The organism is Halolamina rubra, from assembly GCF_000739555.1.
Taxonomy (GTDB): Archaea; Halobacteriota; Halobacteria; order Halobacteriales; family Haloferacaceae; genus Halolamina; species Halolamina rubra.
On record NZ_BBJN01000014.1, the window covers coordinates 1 to 14,230 of the forward strand.

13 protein-coding genes are annotated in these 14,230 nt (G+C 72.2%); 6 read left to right on the forward strand and 7 right to left on the reverse strand.

The window, feature by feature from the left end; all coding sequences use genetic code 11:
* Both ACP95_RS04235 and ACP95_RS04240 read right to left on the reverse strand, forming a co-directional pair.
* Positions 1 to 715, reverse strand: a 715-nt coding sequence (locus ACP95_RS04235) for a DUF106 domain-containing protein (RefSeq protein ID WP_049980012.1), incomplete at its 3' end; no start/stop codon positions are given.
* Between the two features lie 85 nt (positions 716 to 800).
* Complete coding sequence (locus ACP95_RS04240) at positions 801 to 1,415, reverse strand: adenylate kinase (protein WP_049980013.1); 615 nt, start codon at positions 1,413 to 1,415, stop codon at positions 801 to 803.
* 88 nt (positions 1,416 to 1,503) lie between these two features.
* Between ACP95_RS04240 and ACP95_RS04245 the strand changes: the two genes are divergently transcribed.
* Positions 1,504 to 1,932, forward strand: coding sequence for a hypothetical protein (locus ACP95_RS04245; RefSeq protein WP_049980014.1), 429 nt, complete (start codon positions 1,504 to 1,506; stop codon positions 1,930 to 1,932).
* A gap of 9 nt (positions 1,933 to 1,941) precedes the next feature.
* Here the strand turns inward: ACP95_RS04245 and ACP95_RS04250 are convergent, their stop codons facing one another.
* On the reverse strand, positions 1,942 to 2,970 hold the full coding sequence (locus ACP95_RS04250) for a GNAT family N-acetyltransferase (RefSeq protein ID WP_049980015.1): 1,029 nt from the start codon (positions 2,968 to 2,970) through the stop codon (positions 1,942 to 1,944).
* A complete protein-coding gene (gatD, locus tag ACP95_RS04255; protein WP_049980016.1) occupies positions 2,961 to 4,232 on the reverse strand; it encodes a Glu-tRNA(Gln) amidotransferase subunit GatD in 1,272 nt (423 codons plus the stop codon). The genes ACP95_RS04250 and gatD overlap by 10 nt, the downstream gene beginning before the upstream one ends.
* Before the next feature lie 102 nt (positions 4,233 to 4,334).
* Between gatD and ACP95_RS04260 the strand changes: the two genes are divergently transcribed.
* Positions 4,335 to 4,829, forward strand: coding sequence for a hypothetical protein (locus ACP95_RS04260; RefSeq protein WP_049980017.1), 495 nt, complete (start codon positions 4,335 to 4,337; stop codon positions 4,827 to 4,829).
* Here the strand turns inward: ACP95_RS04260 and ACP95_RS04265 are convergent.
* Positions 4,826 to 5,488 (reverse strand): ArsR/SmtB family transcription factor, encoded by a 663-nt coding sequence (locus tag ACP95_RS04265; RefSeq protein ID WP_049980018.1) that lies wholly within the window; start codon positions 5,486 to 5,488, stop codon positions 4,826 to 4,828. The genes ACP95_RS04260 and ACP95_RS04265 overlap by 4 nt on opposite strands.
* 121 nt (positions 5,489 to 5,609) lie before the next feature.
* Here ACP95_RS04265 and ACP95_RS04270 point away from each other — a divergent pair, with 121 nt between their 5' ends.
* A complete protein-coding gene (locus tag ACP95_RS04270; RefSeq protein ID WP_049980019.1) occupies positions 5,610 to 7,487 on the forward strand; it encodes a S9 family peptidase in 1,878 nt (625 codons plus the stop codon).
* A 21-nt stretch (positions 7,488 to 7,508) separates the two neighbouring features.
* On the opposite strand, the gene ACP95_RS04275 is transcribed toward ACP95_RS04270, so the two are convergent.
* Complete coding sequence (locus tag ACP95_RS04275) at positions 7,509 to 9,800, reverse strand: hypothetical protein (RefSeq protein ID WP_049980020.1); 2,292 nt, start codon at positions 9,798 to 9,800, stop codon at positions 7,509 to 7,511.
* An 86-nt stretch (positions 9,801 to 9,886) separates the two neighbouring features.
* On the opposite strand from ACP95_RS04275, the gene gpmI reads away from it, so the two are divergent.
* Entirely contained in the window at positions 9,887 to 11,416 is a 1,530-nt protein-coding gene (gpmI, locus tag ACP95_RS04280; protein ID WP_049980021.1) for a 2,3-bisphosphoglycerate-independent phosphoglycerate mutase, read from the forward strand.
* A gap of 1 nt (position 11,417) precedes the next feature.
* On the opposite strand, the gene ACP95_RS04285 is transcribed toward gpmI, so the two are convergent.
* Positions 11,418 to 12,056, reverse strand: a complete 639-nt coding sequence (locus ACP95_RS04285) for a TVP38/TMEM64 family protein (protein ID WP_049980022.1) — start codon at positions 12,054 to 12,056, stop codon at positions 11,418 to 11,420.
* Between the two features lie 110 nt (positions 12,057 to 12,166).
* Between ACP95_RS04285 and ACP95_RS04290 the strand changes: the two genes are divergently transcribed.
* Positions 12,167 to 13,060 (forward strand): substrate-binding domain-containing protein, encoded by an 894-nt coding sequence (locus ACP95_RS04290; protein WP_049980023.1) that lies wholly within the window; start codon positions 12,167 to 12,169, stop codon positions 13,058 to 13,060.
* A 50-nt stretch (positions 13,061 to 13,110) separates the two neighbouring features.
* The gene (locus ACP95_RS04295; protein ID WP_049980024.1) at positions 13,111 to 14,229 is read left to right on the forward strand and encodes an ArsA family ATPase; all 1,119 of its coding nucleotides are present in this window, start codon (positions 13,111 to 13,113) and stop codon (positions 14,227 to 14,229) included.
* Position 14,230 lies beyond the last annotated feature (1 nt).

Sequence of the window (14,230 nt, forward strand, 5' to 3'; positions counted from 1 at the left end):
CGATGGCCCAGTACATCCACAGGAACACCGGGATGGTGAGGAACATGATCCACGCCATCGGGCGGAACTGCTCTTTGAACATGCCGAGCTGGTCGCCCATCGCCTCCATCTGCTCCTCCTGGATCTTCTGCATCGCGGCGTCGTCGCCGCGCTCCTTCGCCTCCTTCCGGCGCTCCTGGATGTCCTTCATCCGGTCCTGGTACATGCTCATCTTGTCCATGTCCATCAGCAGCGCGCGCAGCACCGTCGAGTAGAGCCCGGTCGTCATCGCCAGCAGCAGCACGACCGCGTAGAACGGCAGCACCTCGAGCAGCGGCCCGAGCACCACGTCGATGGCGCCGCCGACGACGTTCCGGACCGGGGCGTAGGCGTAGCCGACCATGAACAGCACCGTGCCGCCGCCGGCCATCTTGTCCCACTTCGACCACGACGTGCTCTCGACGTCGTCGAGGTCGACCGACGAGCTGGTGAGGTCGTCGTCGGACTCGAGCGCCTCGCGGGCGGCCTCTGGGTCCTCGATCCGGAACCCCGTTTCGCCCTCGACGAGCACCTCCTTCTCGATCAGTCGGCCCCACTGGCCGCTCTCGATCTCGCCTTTCACGTCCGTCCAGCCGACCTCGCCGTCGTCGGCGCGGTCGAGCACCGTCTCGACGACCTCCCGCATCGCGGGGTCCTCCGAGACGAGTTCGCGGACGCGCTTCTCGGTCCGTACCATTGAGACTCCCTTCGCTACCGGGCGTAAAGAACCTTTTACTTGCCGCTCTCGTCGGCGGCGAGGCTCGGAGAAGCGAGGTGGCCGCTCAGCCGTCGATAGCGTCGGTGAGACGCTCGAACACGTCCTCGGGCGTCCCCTCGCCGTCGATCTCGACCAGCTCGCCGGTCTCCCGGTAGTGTTCGATCACGGGCTCGGTGTTCTCCTCGTACACCTCGAGCCGCTCGCGGACCACGTCCTCCTCGTCGTCGTCGCGCTGGACGAGCCGTTCGCGCACTTCCTCGTCCTCGGGCATGTCGAACTCGACGTGGTAGTTCTCGCCGGTCTCGGGGTCGACGCGGCGGCCGGTCAGGCGCTCGACGAGCACGTCGCGGTCCACGTCGAGGAAGAACACGTAGTCCAGCTCCGTCGCGTCGTCGAGGTACTCGACCTGATCCAGGTTGCGCGGATAGCCGTCCAGCACGTAGCCGTCGGCGTCCTCGAGCGCGGCCGCGAGCACCTCGTTGACGACCTCGTCCGGGACGAGCTCGCCGGCCTCCATGAAGCTCCGCGGGGTGCCGTACTCCGTCTCCATGTCCTTGTTCGCTCGCAGCGCGTCTCCCGTGGAGACGTGGTCGAGATCGTACGTCTCACACAGCTCTTTCGCCTGCGTGCCTTTGCCGGCGCCGGGCGGACCCAGCAGTAGGATGTGGTGGTCGGCCATATCGGAAGAGACTCGGGCCGTGCATAAAGGCTTGAAGAAAGCGGTCGGCGTCCGGGACTGATTAGTCGCCGGCCCTCACAGAGCCCGTATGACCCGCTTCGACGCCGACACGCCCACCGACCGCCGGAAGCTGTTCGCCGACGCCGTCACCGCCCACCGCACCCGGGGCAGCGCCTTCCTCACCATCGAGGCCGCGCCGCCCGAGGAGCCGGCGTTCGACCCCGATGGCGACGACGGCGAGGACGAGGAGGAGGAGCCCCAGCCCTGGCTCCAGTTCGCCGAGAAGACGTTCAACCTGGACGTCACCGACGAGGAGCTCGACCGCGTCAAGGCGCTGGTCGACGAGTTCCCCGAGTTCCGCATCGACGAGCTCGAGTCGCCCGACGAGGCCGAGGGGACCAACGTCCGGATCACCGCCCGATCGGACGCCAACCGGCTCGCCGACTTCGCGGACCGCGTGTTCCGGGAGGTGTACGAGCGCGAGGAGAGCTACCGGGCCTGGGTCGTCGCCGTCTGAGCCGGGGCGCTACGCCCAGTGGCGCTTCGTCAGGTCCGCCCGCATCACGAAGTCGGGGTCCTCGCCGATCTCCGCGCCCGCCAGCGCCGCGTCGCTCACCCACGTCGCCGACTCAGGGATCAGCACCCGCGTCGTGGCGGCGCCGGCCGCGGCCGCGTCGCGACTGATCGCCGCCAGCAGCGCGTCACAGGACTGGGCGCCTGCCCAGGCCGCGACGCCGTACTCCGCCCGAACCTGTGACTCGCCGTCGTCACCCTCCCGCTCGCTCGTCCGGACGCGGTAGGCGAACCCGCCGAGGCCGCCGTCGGGCGCCGAGACCACGAGCAGTCGGTCCTCCTCTGCGGCCCGCCGGAGTCGGTCGCGTGTCAGCTCCGACAGCGCCCACGACTCCCCCGAGTCGAGGCCCAGCCCGTCGAGCGCGTCACGCGCCGCCGAGTCGCTCCAGAACCCCCACGCAGCGTCCGGGTCGGCGTCGATCACTGCGGCGTCGTCGGTCCGCGCGGCCGCCTCGGCGTCCGGCTCCGGCTGGACCCACCGGAACTCGGTGCCGGGCTCGAACCCGTTGACCCGGGAGGCGCCGAGCCCTTCGGTGTTCCACGAGAACACCATGTTCCGCGCGACGCGCCGGCCCGTCTCGTGGAGCCAGTGGAAGCCGGCGTCGTTCAGCGCCCGCGAGAGGCGCCGGCCGCGGTAGTCGGGGTCGACGCGCATCGCCTGCATCCACCCCTCGTGCTCGCTGAGCCCGACGGCCTGACAGATCCCGACCGCGCGGTCCGCGGCGACCCCGTCGACCTCGTCGGCGTCGACGGCGTCGACGCGCTCGGGGTCTGGCGGCGACTCCGTGGTGTCGACGGCGACGAACGTCCGGGTGTCGGGGTCGTCGTCGGCCATCCACCGCGGGAACGCGTCGGGGATGTAGTCGCCGCTCTCCCACGTGTCGGCGGTGAACGCCGCGACCGCGGGGTAGTCGCCGGGGACCGCCTCCCGGACCTCGATCTCGTCGTCGTCGGCGTACTCGGTCTCCCGCGTCAGCGCCATGGCTGGGACTCCTCGGTGAGCTCACCCGCGAGCTCCCGACCCATCGCGTCCGCGGGCGATTTCGTGTTCTCGAGCGCCCACATCAGCTTCACCTTCGCCGTCCCGGGCAGCGTGTCGCCGCACTCCACGACGCCGGCGTCGAGCAGGTCCCGTCCGGTGTCGTAGACGCGATCACAGACCCGCCCTTCGATACACTGCGAGGTCATCGCGACGGTCGTGCCGTCCTCGACCAGCTCCTCGAGTCGCGGGATCAGGTCGGTGTGGACGTGGCCGAGCCCCGTCCCCTCGACGATCACGCCGGACTTCCCGTCGAGGTACTCCCAGGCCGCCGGGTCCATCCCGGGCGTCGGCTTCACCAGCTCCACGTCGGTCGCGAGGTCGGGGTGGATCGCGAGCTCCGCCGCGCCGCGCTCGGCGTACTCGCCGGCGAACTCGACGCCCGCGGCGTCGCCCTGCCCCTCCTTCGCGGCGTCGTAGTCGACCGTCCCGAGCGGCTCGCCGCCGACGGTCTCGAAGGCGTCGCGCCGGGAGGTGTGGTTCTTCCGGACGCGCGTGCCGCGGTGGAGCGCGCAGTCGTCGTCGGAGGGGGTGGCGTGCATGCAGACCATCACCTCGGCGGCGTCGGCCGTCGCCGCCTCGACGGCACAGACCGCGTTCATCACGTTGTCCGAGGAGGGTCGGTCGGCCGAGCGCTGGCTCCCGGTGAACACGATCGGGACCGGCGTGTCGAGCATGTACGACAGCGCGGCCGCGGAGTACTGCATCGTGTCGGTGCCGTGCATCACGACGACGCCGTCGGCGCCGGCCTCGATCTCCTCCTTCACGGCGCGAGCGAGCTCCTGCCAGATCGACGGCTCCATGTTCTCGCTCAGGATGTCGGCGACGACGCGGCCGCGGTAGTTCGCCCGGCCGGCGAGTTCCGGCACGGCCCGCAGCACGTCCTCGGCGTCGAAGCGGGCGGTGACCGCGCCGGTGCGGTAGTCGACGGTCGAGGCGATGGTGCCGCCGGTCGAGACCAGCGCGACCGTCGGCAGCGCCTCGTCGAACTCGATCTCGGAGGCCTCGCCGCCGCCGGCCTCGCCCTCCTCGATGTCGTACACGTCCGACTCCAGCAGCTCCACGTCGGCGCCGTCGCGGGCGATCCCGACGTTGTAGCCGCCGTCGAGCTTGAGCACGAGGTGGTCCTCGTCGGTCGTCGGCATCAGGACGCCTTCGTCGGTCGCGCCGTCGTGGTCGACGCGGACGCGGTCCCCGGGGTTCATACCCGCAGCTTCCGGTCGCCCGGACTTGAAACTGCCTTCTCGAAGCGCCCTCCGGGGGCTGTCGGCGCAAGACCCATACTGCCGGCTCCCCCAGCTACGGGCATGCAGCGATCGCGCGAGCGGGAGACGGAAACCGAGGCGGAGCTCGCCGCCGACGCCGACGAGGAGGCTGGATCGAGCGGTGGTCGCCTCTCGGGCGTCCGTCGCCGCGTGGGCCGGCTGTTCTCCCCCCGAGCGTTCCTGCTGGCGCTCGGCGTCGTCGTCGCGGGCGTCGTCGCCGGCGGCGCGATCGGCGGACTCGTCCCGTTCATGGGGACCGTCGGCCGGGTCGTCGGCGTGTTCGCGGCGACGTTCCTCCTCGGGCTGGGTCGCTCGCGCCGGCAGTATCTCGAGGTCGGCGTCGCGGGCGCGGCGGTGGCGGCGGTGCTGGCGGTGACGCAGGTGTTCAGCGGCGTGTTCCTCCCGATCGGCGTCGAGTGGCTCCAGCAGTACGGGCTGGCGCTGGGCGCCATCGGCGCCGGGAGCGGCGCGGTGGCGTCGCTGCTGGGCTACTACTTCGGGCGGGATCTCCGAGCCGGGCTGACGAAGTCGATCTAGGCCAGCTCCCAGGCGTCGGCGTCCTCGGCGCGCCGGAGCAGCCCGTGCTCGGTGAGCTGCTCCAGCGCGTCCGCGACGGCGCTTTCGTCGGCGTCCACTTCCTCGACGATCTCGCGACGCGAGCCGTCGGTGGTGACGACCGCCGACAGCACCGCGGCGTAGAACCGCGAGTCGGCCTCGGCGCCGATGTGGCCGTTGAGTCGGTCGAGCACCTCGTTCAGCCGGCCGTCGACCCAGCGCTGGGCCAGCGAGAGCTCGCGTTCGAGGCTCTGCAGCCGGTCGAACTCCTTCGCCAGCCCCGCCAGCCCGTCGTCGCTGGGCTGGTCGTCGATGTCGATGTCGAGGTACGTACAGCAGCCGGTCATGTCGAGGCCGCGGCTCGCGGGGTAGGCGCTCTTGGCGCCGAAGCTGTGCGGCGAGACGCTGACCTCCAGCCTGACCGCGCGGGCGATGTGGAAGTACTTCCGTCGCTGGTCGTCGGTGTGGCTCTCGACCAGCCCGGCCTCCTCCAGTTTGCGCAGGTGGTCGATCACCGCCTTCGGGCTCACGCCGAGGTACTCGCTGATCTCCGTGACGTAACAGGACTTGTGCGAGAGCAGCCGCAGGATGCGCCGGCGGTTCTCGTTGCCCAGGAGGTTCAACAGTACCGCCGAGTCCATACTCGGGCTTGGCGGCAGGGAGCAAAAAGGCTGTCTCACTCCGCGACCCCGGTCGCTCCCGCGCCGGCGGGCGTTTCCGGGGGCCAAAGGGCTATCCCTGCGGGCCCGCCATCTCGGCCCCATGTACCGACGCGATCTCCGGGACACGTCCCACGACGGCCTGCTCGCCGACATGGCGAGCGCCGACGCCGCCGTGCAGGCGGCCACGGCCCCCGACGACGGCCGCATCGCCTACGCCCTGAACCGCGAGGACCAGACCGACCTCTGGCTCCGCGAGGACGGCGCCGACGCCCGGCTCACCAGCGAGGGCGTCTCCGCGATGCGCCGGGGCCGCGGCGACACCCAGTGGCTCGCCTGGGGGCCCGACGGCGACCGGATCGCCTTCGTCGACGCCGAGGGGACGCTCTCCACGGTCGACGCCGACACCGGCGAGGTCGAGCAACTGACTCACCACGACGGCCCGGAGATCGGCCTCGCGTGGGGCGACCACGGCGTCGCCGCCGTCACGAACGCGGTCTCCCGCGCGGCCCTCGTCCTCGTCGACCCCGACACCGGGAGTCAGCGGGTGCTCGCTGACGACGACCACCTCTACAACGATCCGCGCTGGGGCGACGACGGGCTCTACGCGGTCCGGGCACCCCACCGGAGCCTGTTCGACTACGAGGCCGAACTGGTGCGGTTCCCGATCGAGGACGGCGGCGTCGCCGCCGAGCCCGAGGTCGTGTTCGCCGCGGACGCCGTGCGCGTCCAGACGCCGCGCCCCCACCCCGACGGCGACGGCGTGGCGTTCGTCCACGACGCCGGCGGGTTCGACGCGATCCACTACGCCGACGGCGAGGCGGTCGCCGCGGCGGCCGGGCGCGACGAGTCGGCCGAGACGACGGCCGTCCACGCCGTCGAGGACACCGAGGTCGGCGCGCCCGCGTGGCACCCCGACGGCGACCGACTCGCGTTCACCGCGACCCGCGAGGGGCGCGCCCACGTCGGCGTCGCGGCGCTGGACGGCGCCGACGCCGACCTGCTGAGCGAGGGCGACGCGTTCCACACCGGCCCGGTCTGGATCGACGGCGAGGTGTACACGGTCCGCGGCGACCCGACGACGCCGCCGCAGCTCTGGAACGCCAGCGCGGGCGAGCCGGCGATCGAGACCGGCGCTGTCGGCTTCGCGGAACGCCTCGCCGAGCCGACCGAGTTCACGTTCCGGTCGGGCGGCACCGAGATCCACACGCTCGTCTACCCGCCGGTCGGTGGCTTCCCGGAGGAGCCCGACTCGGTGCCGGTGCTGGTCCACCCCCACGGCGGCCCGACCGCGTTCGACGACTTCGGCTGGGACTACCGCTCGCAGTACTTCGCGGCGCTGGGGTACGCGGTCGCGATGCCGAACTACCGCGGCTCGGACGGCTACGGCCGGGCCCACCGCATGGCCAACGACGACGACTGGGGCGGCGGCGACCTCGACGACGTGATCGACGCCGCCGCGGCGACCGCCGAGGCGTTCCCCGCCGTCGACGGCGACCGCGCGGGGATCTTCGGCGGCTCCGGCGGCGGCCTGATGACGGTGAACGCGCTGGGCAACACCGACGCGTACGACGCCGGCGCGGCGTTCTACGGCGTGTACGACTACGAGACGTTCGTCGACGACACCGACGACGTGGGCTGGCAGCTGATGAAGCGCGAACTGGGCGACCTCGCGACCGACCTCGCGAACTACCGCGAGGCCAGCCCGATCCGGGACGTGCCCGACATCGAGGACCCAGTGCTGGTGCTCCACGGCGAGGAGGACACACGGGTCCCGCTCAGCCAGTCCGAACAGCTCTGTGACGAACTCGAGAAACACGGCAAGCGCCACGAGCTCCAGACCTACGAGGAGGAGCCCCACGGGTTCAGCCGGCGCGAGAACGTCGTCGACGCGTACACCCGGGTGGCGGACCTGTTCGCGAAGTACCTCCGCCTCGATCCAGACGACGGGAGCAGCCGCCCCCACCGCCCCGAGGAGTAGTCGGCGACCGGGGGCGGACGGCTACGAGTCCGCGTCGAGTTCGGCGTCGACGGCGGCGTCGATCCGCGGCCGGATCCGGCCCGTCCGGCCGGTGACGAACCCCGCGAGTTCGCCGGGGAGCCCCTCCCCGTCGACGCTGTCGTCGACGTTCGAGAGCCGGGTCCTGAGCCCCTCGAGCCGGCGGTTGGCGTCGTCGCCCCGCCCGTCGCGGGCGGCCGCCCGGGCGGCGACGGCGACCAGCACTGCGGCGTCGACGGCCCGGACGACGCCCGCGACGCCGCCGCCGATGCTGCCGTTGCCGCCGCCGTTGTCGCCGTCGTCGCTGTCCTCACCGAGGAGTTCGCCGACCGCGTCGTCGACGCCGTCCACGAGGTCGCCCGCGTTCTCGTCCGCCGCGGCGACGACCTCCCGTAGGGTCTCGTCGCCGATGTTCTGGCCCGTCGGCACGCCGTCGACGTCCTCGTCGTCCCGGATCGCCGCCACCTGCAGGCGCGTCTCCACCAGGAACCGGAGCAGGAACTCCGTCAGCGCGACCTTCCCCGTCTCGATCCCCGAGAGCTCGACCGTCTCGTCGTCCGCGTTCGGGTTGACCCGGAGCGCGCCCGTCCCGCCGGACTCGTCGCGAATCTCGGCGGTGTAGGCGCCCTCGCGGTGGGCGTAGATCCCGAACTGCCCGTCCTCGCCCGGCGGGCGGCCGTCGTACACCGTGCCGGCGAAGTCGTCGTCGAGCGCGACCGACGCCAGCCCGGTTCCATCGCCAGTCTCGCCGCGAACTTTCACGGCGTCCTCGTTGGCGCTCATCGGGATCGCGCCCTCGACGCCGGCGCGGGTCGTCCCGCCCTCGTGGGTCAGTTTCTCGCTGTAGGGGGCCATCCCGGCGCCGTTGACGGTGAGCCGGTGGTCGCCCTCGCCGGGGTTCTCCAGCGTCACCACGCCGGAGAACGTCGGGACGCCCTCGGGGTCGCTCTCGAGCAGCGCGACCGTCTCGATCGAGGGTGCGAGCAGCGAGACGCCGTTGCTCCCCGGCGCCTCGTCGGCGCCGGTTGCCTCCCGGACGGCGCCGAGGATGCGGCTCACGTCGCCGCCGGCGTCGATCGGCTCGTAGCGGTCGGCCAGCGCCGCGCGGTGCTGGGGGTCGCTGATGTCGGTCTCGGGGTTGGTGAACCGTGGCTGGTCCCACGGCACCCCGACGGTCGTGATGTGGCCCGAGACCGCGTCCTCGACGAACTGCGGCACCGTGAAGCTGAAGCTCAGCTGCGGCCCGGTGAAGTCGTCGATGTGCCGGATCGCCTCCATCTCGACCAGCTCGTAGCGCGCCTCGGCGTCGACCGACGCTTCGGCGGTCGCGTCGGGGACGAACGCCACGTCGCCCTCGCGCTGGGGGATCCCCTCCGGGGGGTTCGCCAGCGCCTCGTACGTGTCGACGGTGAGCTCGTCGGGCGTCAGGTCCCCGGGCCGGACGTTCGGCAGGCGGTCGTGCTCCGGCAGGCGCTCGCCCTCGTACTCGGGGATCGCGTACGGCAGCGTCAGCCCCTCGTCCCGGGGGAGCCCGTACGCCAGCGGGAGCGACGCCTCGCCGGAGATCACCTCCACGGGGTCGTTGCTGATGTCGGGCGCCAGTCCGTCGACGGCGGTGCGCTGGAACGTCGTCGGCCGCGCGTTCACCCCGAGCGTACTGGAGTGTGAGCCCACCTCGCTGATGATCGACGCCCGCGTCACCTCCGGGTCGAGATGCTCGTTGTTCGGTACTTTGCGGGAGTGGGCGGAGGCGACGAACAGCACCGGCTCGCCCGTCCCGGCCGGCGTCGACGCCTCGGCGGTCGTCGCGGACTCCGTGGCCGAATCGGTCCCCCCGCCGTCCGCCGAGCGATCGACGAACACGTGCAGCACCTCCCAGTCGTGCCAGTGGAAGTTGGTCGAGAACTGGTCGAACGCCGAGTAGATCCAGAACTGCACGCAGCAAAGCGGCGAGTCCGGGTAGTCGACGGCGTTGTAGAACACCGTCGGGTGCGGGTAGTCGGTGTCGCGGGCGTCGGCGCTGTAGCCGTCGAGCGCGTCGAACCCGTCGACGACGGTGTCGCCGTCCCGCTCTGACTCGTACTCCCGGGGGTCGGTGGCGGGCCACTGCTCGCGGGCGCCGTAGTACAGCGTCGGCGCGTGGGCCTCGGCCAGCCGCCGGGACTCCTCGTCGCCGAGTTCGTCGGTCGTGGCCGGGTCGGGGCTGTCGGAGAGGACGTAGGCGCCGCTGGCGGTGGCGCCGCCCCCGGCCAACAGCGCGAGCATGTGGCGTCTCTCGATCCCGTCCCAGTCCATCAGGTCTGCCTCACGTTTCGCGCGAAACGGTATGGGTCTTTGGCTGCACCGAAGGCGTGATACGCCGGCCACCCATCCCCTCCCGCATGGACGCTGCACTCGTGATTCTCGACGGCTGGGGGCTCGCGCCCGACGATCAGCCCGGCCGGGACGCGGTCGGCGCGGCGGCGACGCCGAACTTCGACGCGCTCCGCGAGGCCGGGGCGTTCGGGACGATGACCGCCCACGGCCGCCGGGTCGGCCTGCCGGAGGGACAGATGGGCAACAGCGAGGTCGGCCACATGCACCTCGGCGCGGGCCGGGTCGTCAAACAGCCGTTCACGCGGATCAACGACGCCATCGCCGCCGGCGAACTGGGCGAGATCGACGCGATCGGCGACGCGTTCGCACACGCCGCCGACACCGGCGGGCGGGTCCACTTCGCCGGCCTGGTCAGCGACGGCGGCGTCCACGCCGACCAGTCACACCTCCACGCGCTGATCGAACTCGCGGCCGAGCGCGGCGTCGACGCCGTCACCCACGCGTTCACCGACGGCCGCGACACGCCGCCGAAAAGCGGCGTCGACTACCTCGAGGAGCTCCAGCAGGTCGTCCGAGACCACGGAACCGGCCGCGTTGCCACCGTCACGGGGCGGTACTACGCCATGGATCGGGACCGCAACTGGGAGCGAACACGGGCGGCGTACGACGCCATCGTAAACCGCGACGCGCGATACGAAACCGACTCCGCGGTGGCCGCGGTCCGGGAGAGCTACGAGCGCGGGGAGACCGACGAGTTCGTCGAGCCGACGCTGGTTTCGGGCGCGCCGGCGCTCGAGGACGGCGATTCGCTGATCACGTTCAACTTCCGTGCCGACCGGACTCGCCAGCTCTGCCGGCTTCTCGGCGGGATCGACACGGACGAGTGGCCGTTCAGCCTCGACCGACCCGAGATCCGGCTGACGACGATGACCCGTTACGAGGAGACGTACCCGTTCCCGGTCGCCTTCCCGCCGAACGAGCCCGAGCGGACGCTGGGGGAACTGTGGGCCGACGCCGGGATGAGCCAGCTCCGGGTCGCCGAGAGCGAGAAGGAGCCCCACGTCACCTACTTCTTCAACGGCGGCCGGGACCGCCCGTTCGAGGGCGAGCAGCGCCGGATCCTCGCCTCGCCGGACGTGCCGACGTACGAACTCCAGCCCGAGATGTCGGCGGCGGAGGTGACCGACGCCGCCGTGGCGGCCGTCGACGAGGGCGACCCGGAGCCGGACGCGCTCGTGCTCAACTACGCCAACCCGGACATGGTGGGCCACACCGGCGACTACGACGCCGCCGTCGCCGCGGTCGAGGCCGTCGATCGCGAGCTGGGCCGGCTCGCGGCCGTGCTCGCGGACGCGGGCGCACACCTGCTCGTGACCGCCGACCACGGCAACGCCGACGACATGGGGACGCCCGAGTCGCCCCACACCGCGCACACGTTCAACCCCGTGCCCGTGATCTACGTCTCGCCCGACGGCGACGCCGACGGGCGGACGATCCGCGAGGGCGGCTCGCTGCCCGACGTGGCGCCGACGATCCTCTCGCTGCTCGGGATGGCCCAGCCCGACGTGATGACCGGCGAGTCGCTGTTCGAGTGAGCTAGCTCGCCTCCGGCCCCCGGAACTGGCGGTAGGCGGGGCCGGCGAGCAGGAGGAGGGCGGCGACCGCCGCGGCGAGGAGTAGCTCCGGCTCGATCACCGCGCCGAGCCCCTCCCGGCGCAGACGCTGGACCGAGCCCCCGGCGACGACGCCCGCCAGCGCCCACGGGAGCTCGCCGATCGCCGTGCCGAGGAGGAAGGGCCGGAGCGGGACGCCCGAGAGCCCGATACCGACCGAGACCACGTCCGAGGGCGCCGGGAACAGGCGGCTGACGATCACGCCCCGGAGGTCGCCCGTGGCGTCGACGGCCCGCGCGCCGGCGCTCGCCACGGGGCCGCCGTCGGCCGAGCGCCGGGCGAGCAGGTACGGCGGGACGCTGGTGAGCGCGATCAGCGCGAGCGCGACCGGCAGCCCGGGGAGCCCCCAGCCGTAGCCGACGACGACGGCGATCAGCGTCGTCGGCCACGCGAGCGCCGGCCGGAGCAGCGCCAGCGCGACCAGCGCGGCGCCGAACCGCAGGGGCTCGGCGGCCAGCCAGTCCAGCCGCGAGAGCACCCACCGGGGCGAGGTGAGGGCGGCGCCGAGGCCGACGATCAGCAGGATCGCGAGCCCGAGCGCCGCACGAGTCCGTCGCTGCACAGCGGTCGTCGCCGTCGCAGGGCGATGGAGCTTGTGGTCGGCTGCCGGCGCGACGAAACCGGTTTCGGGCTCACCAGTAGATATTTGCAACTTCAGACGGTTGTTCCACCATGGACAGGCGGGCCCTCCTCCGCGCGGTCGGCGTCGGCGGGACGCTGGCGCTCGCGGGCTGTGGCGGCGACCCCGACGCCGTGAACGCGCAGGGGTTCGACGGCGCGGGGACGCTCACCCTCGCGACGGCGACGACGGCGTACGACAGCGGCCTGCTGGACGCTGTCACCCCCGGGTTCGAGGACGCCTTCGGCGCCACAGTGCGGACGCTGCCGCGGGGGACCGGCGGCTCGCTGGAGACCGCCCGCAACGGCGACTGCGACGCCGTGCTGGTCCACGCCCGCCCGCTGGAGGACGCGTTCCTCCGCGCCGGCCACGGCGTCAACCGCCGGGCGCTGATGGTCAACGACTTCCTCGTGGTCGGACCGCCGGACGACCCCGCCGGCGTCGCCGGCCGCGACCCCCTGCCGGCGTTCCGCGCTATCGCCGACAGCGAGGCGCCGTTCGTCTCCCGCGGCGACCGCTCGGGCACCCACATCCGCGAACAGGCGCTCTGGGCGCAGGCCGGCGTCGAGCCCGGGGGCGACTGGTACCGCGAGACGGGCCAGGGGATGGGCAACACGCTCACGACTGCAGAGCAGATGGGCGCGTACACGCTGACCGACCGCGGCACGTTCCTCACGGTGCGGGAGGGGTCGCTGACGCCCCACGTCGACCGCGGGATCGACGACCCGCCGGCGCTGCTGCGCAACGAGTACGCGGTGATCCCGACCAACCCGGCCCGGTACAATGTCGCCTACGCGCTGGCGATGGCGTACCTGGGCTACCTGACCGGGCCCGGGCGCGCGGCGATCGAGGAGTTCCGCGTCGACGGCGAGCGCGCGTTCCGGCCGCTGGGCGCGAGCCCGGAGCCCGACTTCTCGCAGTACGTCCCGCGTGACTGGGAGGGCTGAGTCGTCCCCGGACCGAGAGACACACAAGCCCGCGGCGCCCAGAGCCGCCAATGAGCGAAATCGACGTGGAGCCGGTCGACTCGGTCGAGGACGAGGACGACGAGTCGGTCGAGGTGGAGTCCGGCGCCCACGACTCGCCCGAAACGCTCGACGTAGCCACGACCCTCCCGGAGCGCGTCGACGCGCCGGAGTACGTGCTCTACGGCGGGAAAGGCGGCGTCGGCAAGACCACCTGCGCGGCGGCGACGGCGCTCGCCTCCGCCGCGGCCGGCACGAAGACGCTCGTCGTCTCCACCGACCCGGCCCACTCGCTGTCGGACACGCTGGACGTGGAGATCCCCGCCCACCCCAGTCGCCTCCGCGAGGACGTGCCGCTGTGGGGCGTCGAGATCGACCCCGACGCCGCGATGGAGGAGGGGTTCTTCGCGGCTCAGCAGGAGGAGGGCCCCGTCGGCGACCTCGCGGGGATGCTCGGCGAGGGGGCGGGGATGGAGTCGCTGCTCGGCGGCACGATGCCCGGCGCCGACGAGGCGGCGGCGATGCAGAAGCTGATCGAGCACATGGACGACCCGCGGTTCGACCGCGTCGTCGTCGACACGGCGCCGACGGGCCACACGCTGCGCCTGCTCCAGCTGCCGGAGATGCTGGACACGATGGTCGGCCGGATGGTGAAGCTCCGCCAGCAGTTCTCCGGGATGATGGACGGGCTGAAGGGGATGTTCGGCGGCGGCGAGGGGGAGGACGCCGCCGGCCAGCAGGACCTCGACGAGCTCAAGGAGCGCATCGAGCGCCTGCGAACCGTCCTCCGGGACCCCGAGCGAACGGACTTCCGGGTCGTGATGGTGCCGGAGACGATGAGCGTCACCGAGTCCGAGCGGCTCGTCGGCCGGCTGGACGAGTTCGACATCCCCGTCGAGACGCTGGTGGTCAACCGCGTGATGGAGGACCCGGCCGACGTGGCCGATCTAGAGGGCGTCGACGACGACTGGATCGTCACGCCGAACCTCGAGGACTGTGAGTTCTGTCAGCGCCGGTGGAACGTCCAGCAGGACGCGCTGGGTCGGGCGAGCGACCTCTACCGCGGTCGCGACGTGAAACGGGTGCCGCTACTGGCCGACGACGTGCGCGGGGAGGCGGCGCTGCGAGTCGTGGCGGCCTGTCTGGACTGAG

Bases quoted from the DNA above. Each gene is read 5' to 3' on its own strand.
- ACP95_RS04275 (WP_049980020.1), bottom strand. From the start codon at position 9,800: ATGGACTGGGACGGGATCGAGAGACGCCACATGCTCGCGCTGTTGGCC.
- ACP95_RS04265 (WP_049980018.1), bottom strand. From the start codon at position 5,488: ATGGACTCGGCGGTACTGTTGAACCTCCTGGGCAACGAGAACCGCCGG.
- ACP95_RS04250 (WP_049980015.1), bottom strand. From the start codon at position 2,970: ATGGCGCTGACGCGGGAGACCGAGTACGCCGACGACGACGAGATCGAG.
- gpmI (WP_049980021.1), top strand. From the start codon at position 9,887: ATGGACGCTGCACTCGTGATTCTCGACGGCTGGGGGCTCGCGCCCGAC.
- ACP95_RS04240 (WP_049980013.1), bottom strand. From the start codon at position 1,415: ATGGCCGACCACCACATCCTACTGCTGGGTCCGCCCGGCGCCGGCAAA.
- gatD (WP_049980016.1), bottom strand. From the start codon at position 4,232: ATGAACCCCGGGGACCGCGTCCGCGTCGACCACGACGGCGCGACCGAC.
- ACP95_RS04260 (WP_049980017.1), top strand. From the start codon at position 4,335: ATGCAGCGATCGCGCGAGCGGGAGACGGAAACCGAGGCGGAGCTCGCC.
- ACP95_RS04270 (WP_049980019.1), top strand. From the start codon at position 5,610: ATGTACCGACGCGATCTCCGGGACACGTCCCACGACGGCCTGCTCGCC.
- ACP95_RS04295 (WP_049980024.1), top strand. From the start codon at position 13,111: ATGAGCGAAATCGACGTGGAGCCGGTCGACTCGGTCGAGGACGAGGAC.
- ACP95_RS04245 (WP_049980014.1), top strand. From the start codon at position 1,504: ATGACCCGCTTCGACGCCGACACGCCCACCGACCGCCGGAAGCTGTTC.
- ACP95_RS04290 (WP_049980023.1), top strand. From the start codon at position 12,167: ATGGACAGGCGGGCCCTCCTCCGCGCGGTCGGCGTCGGCGGGACGCTG.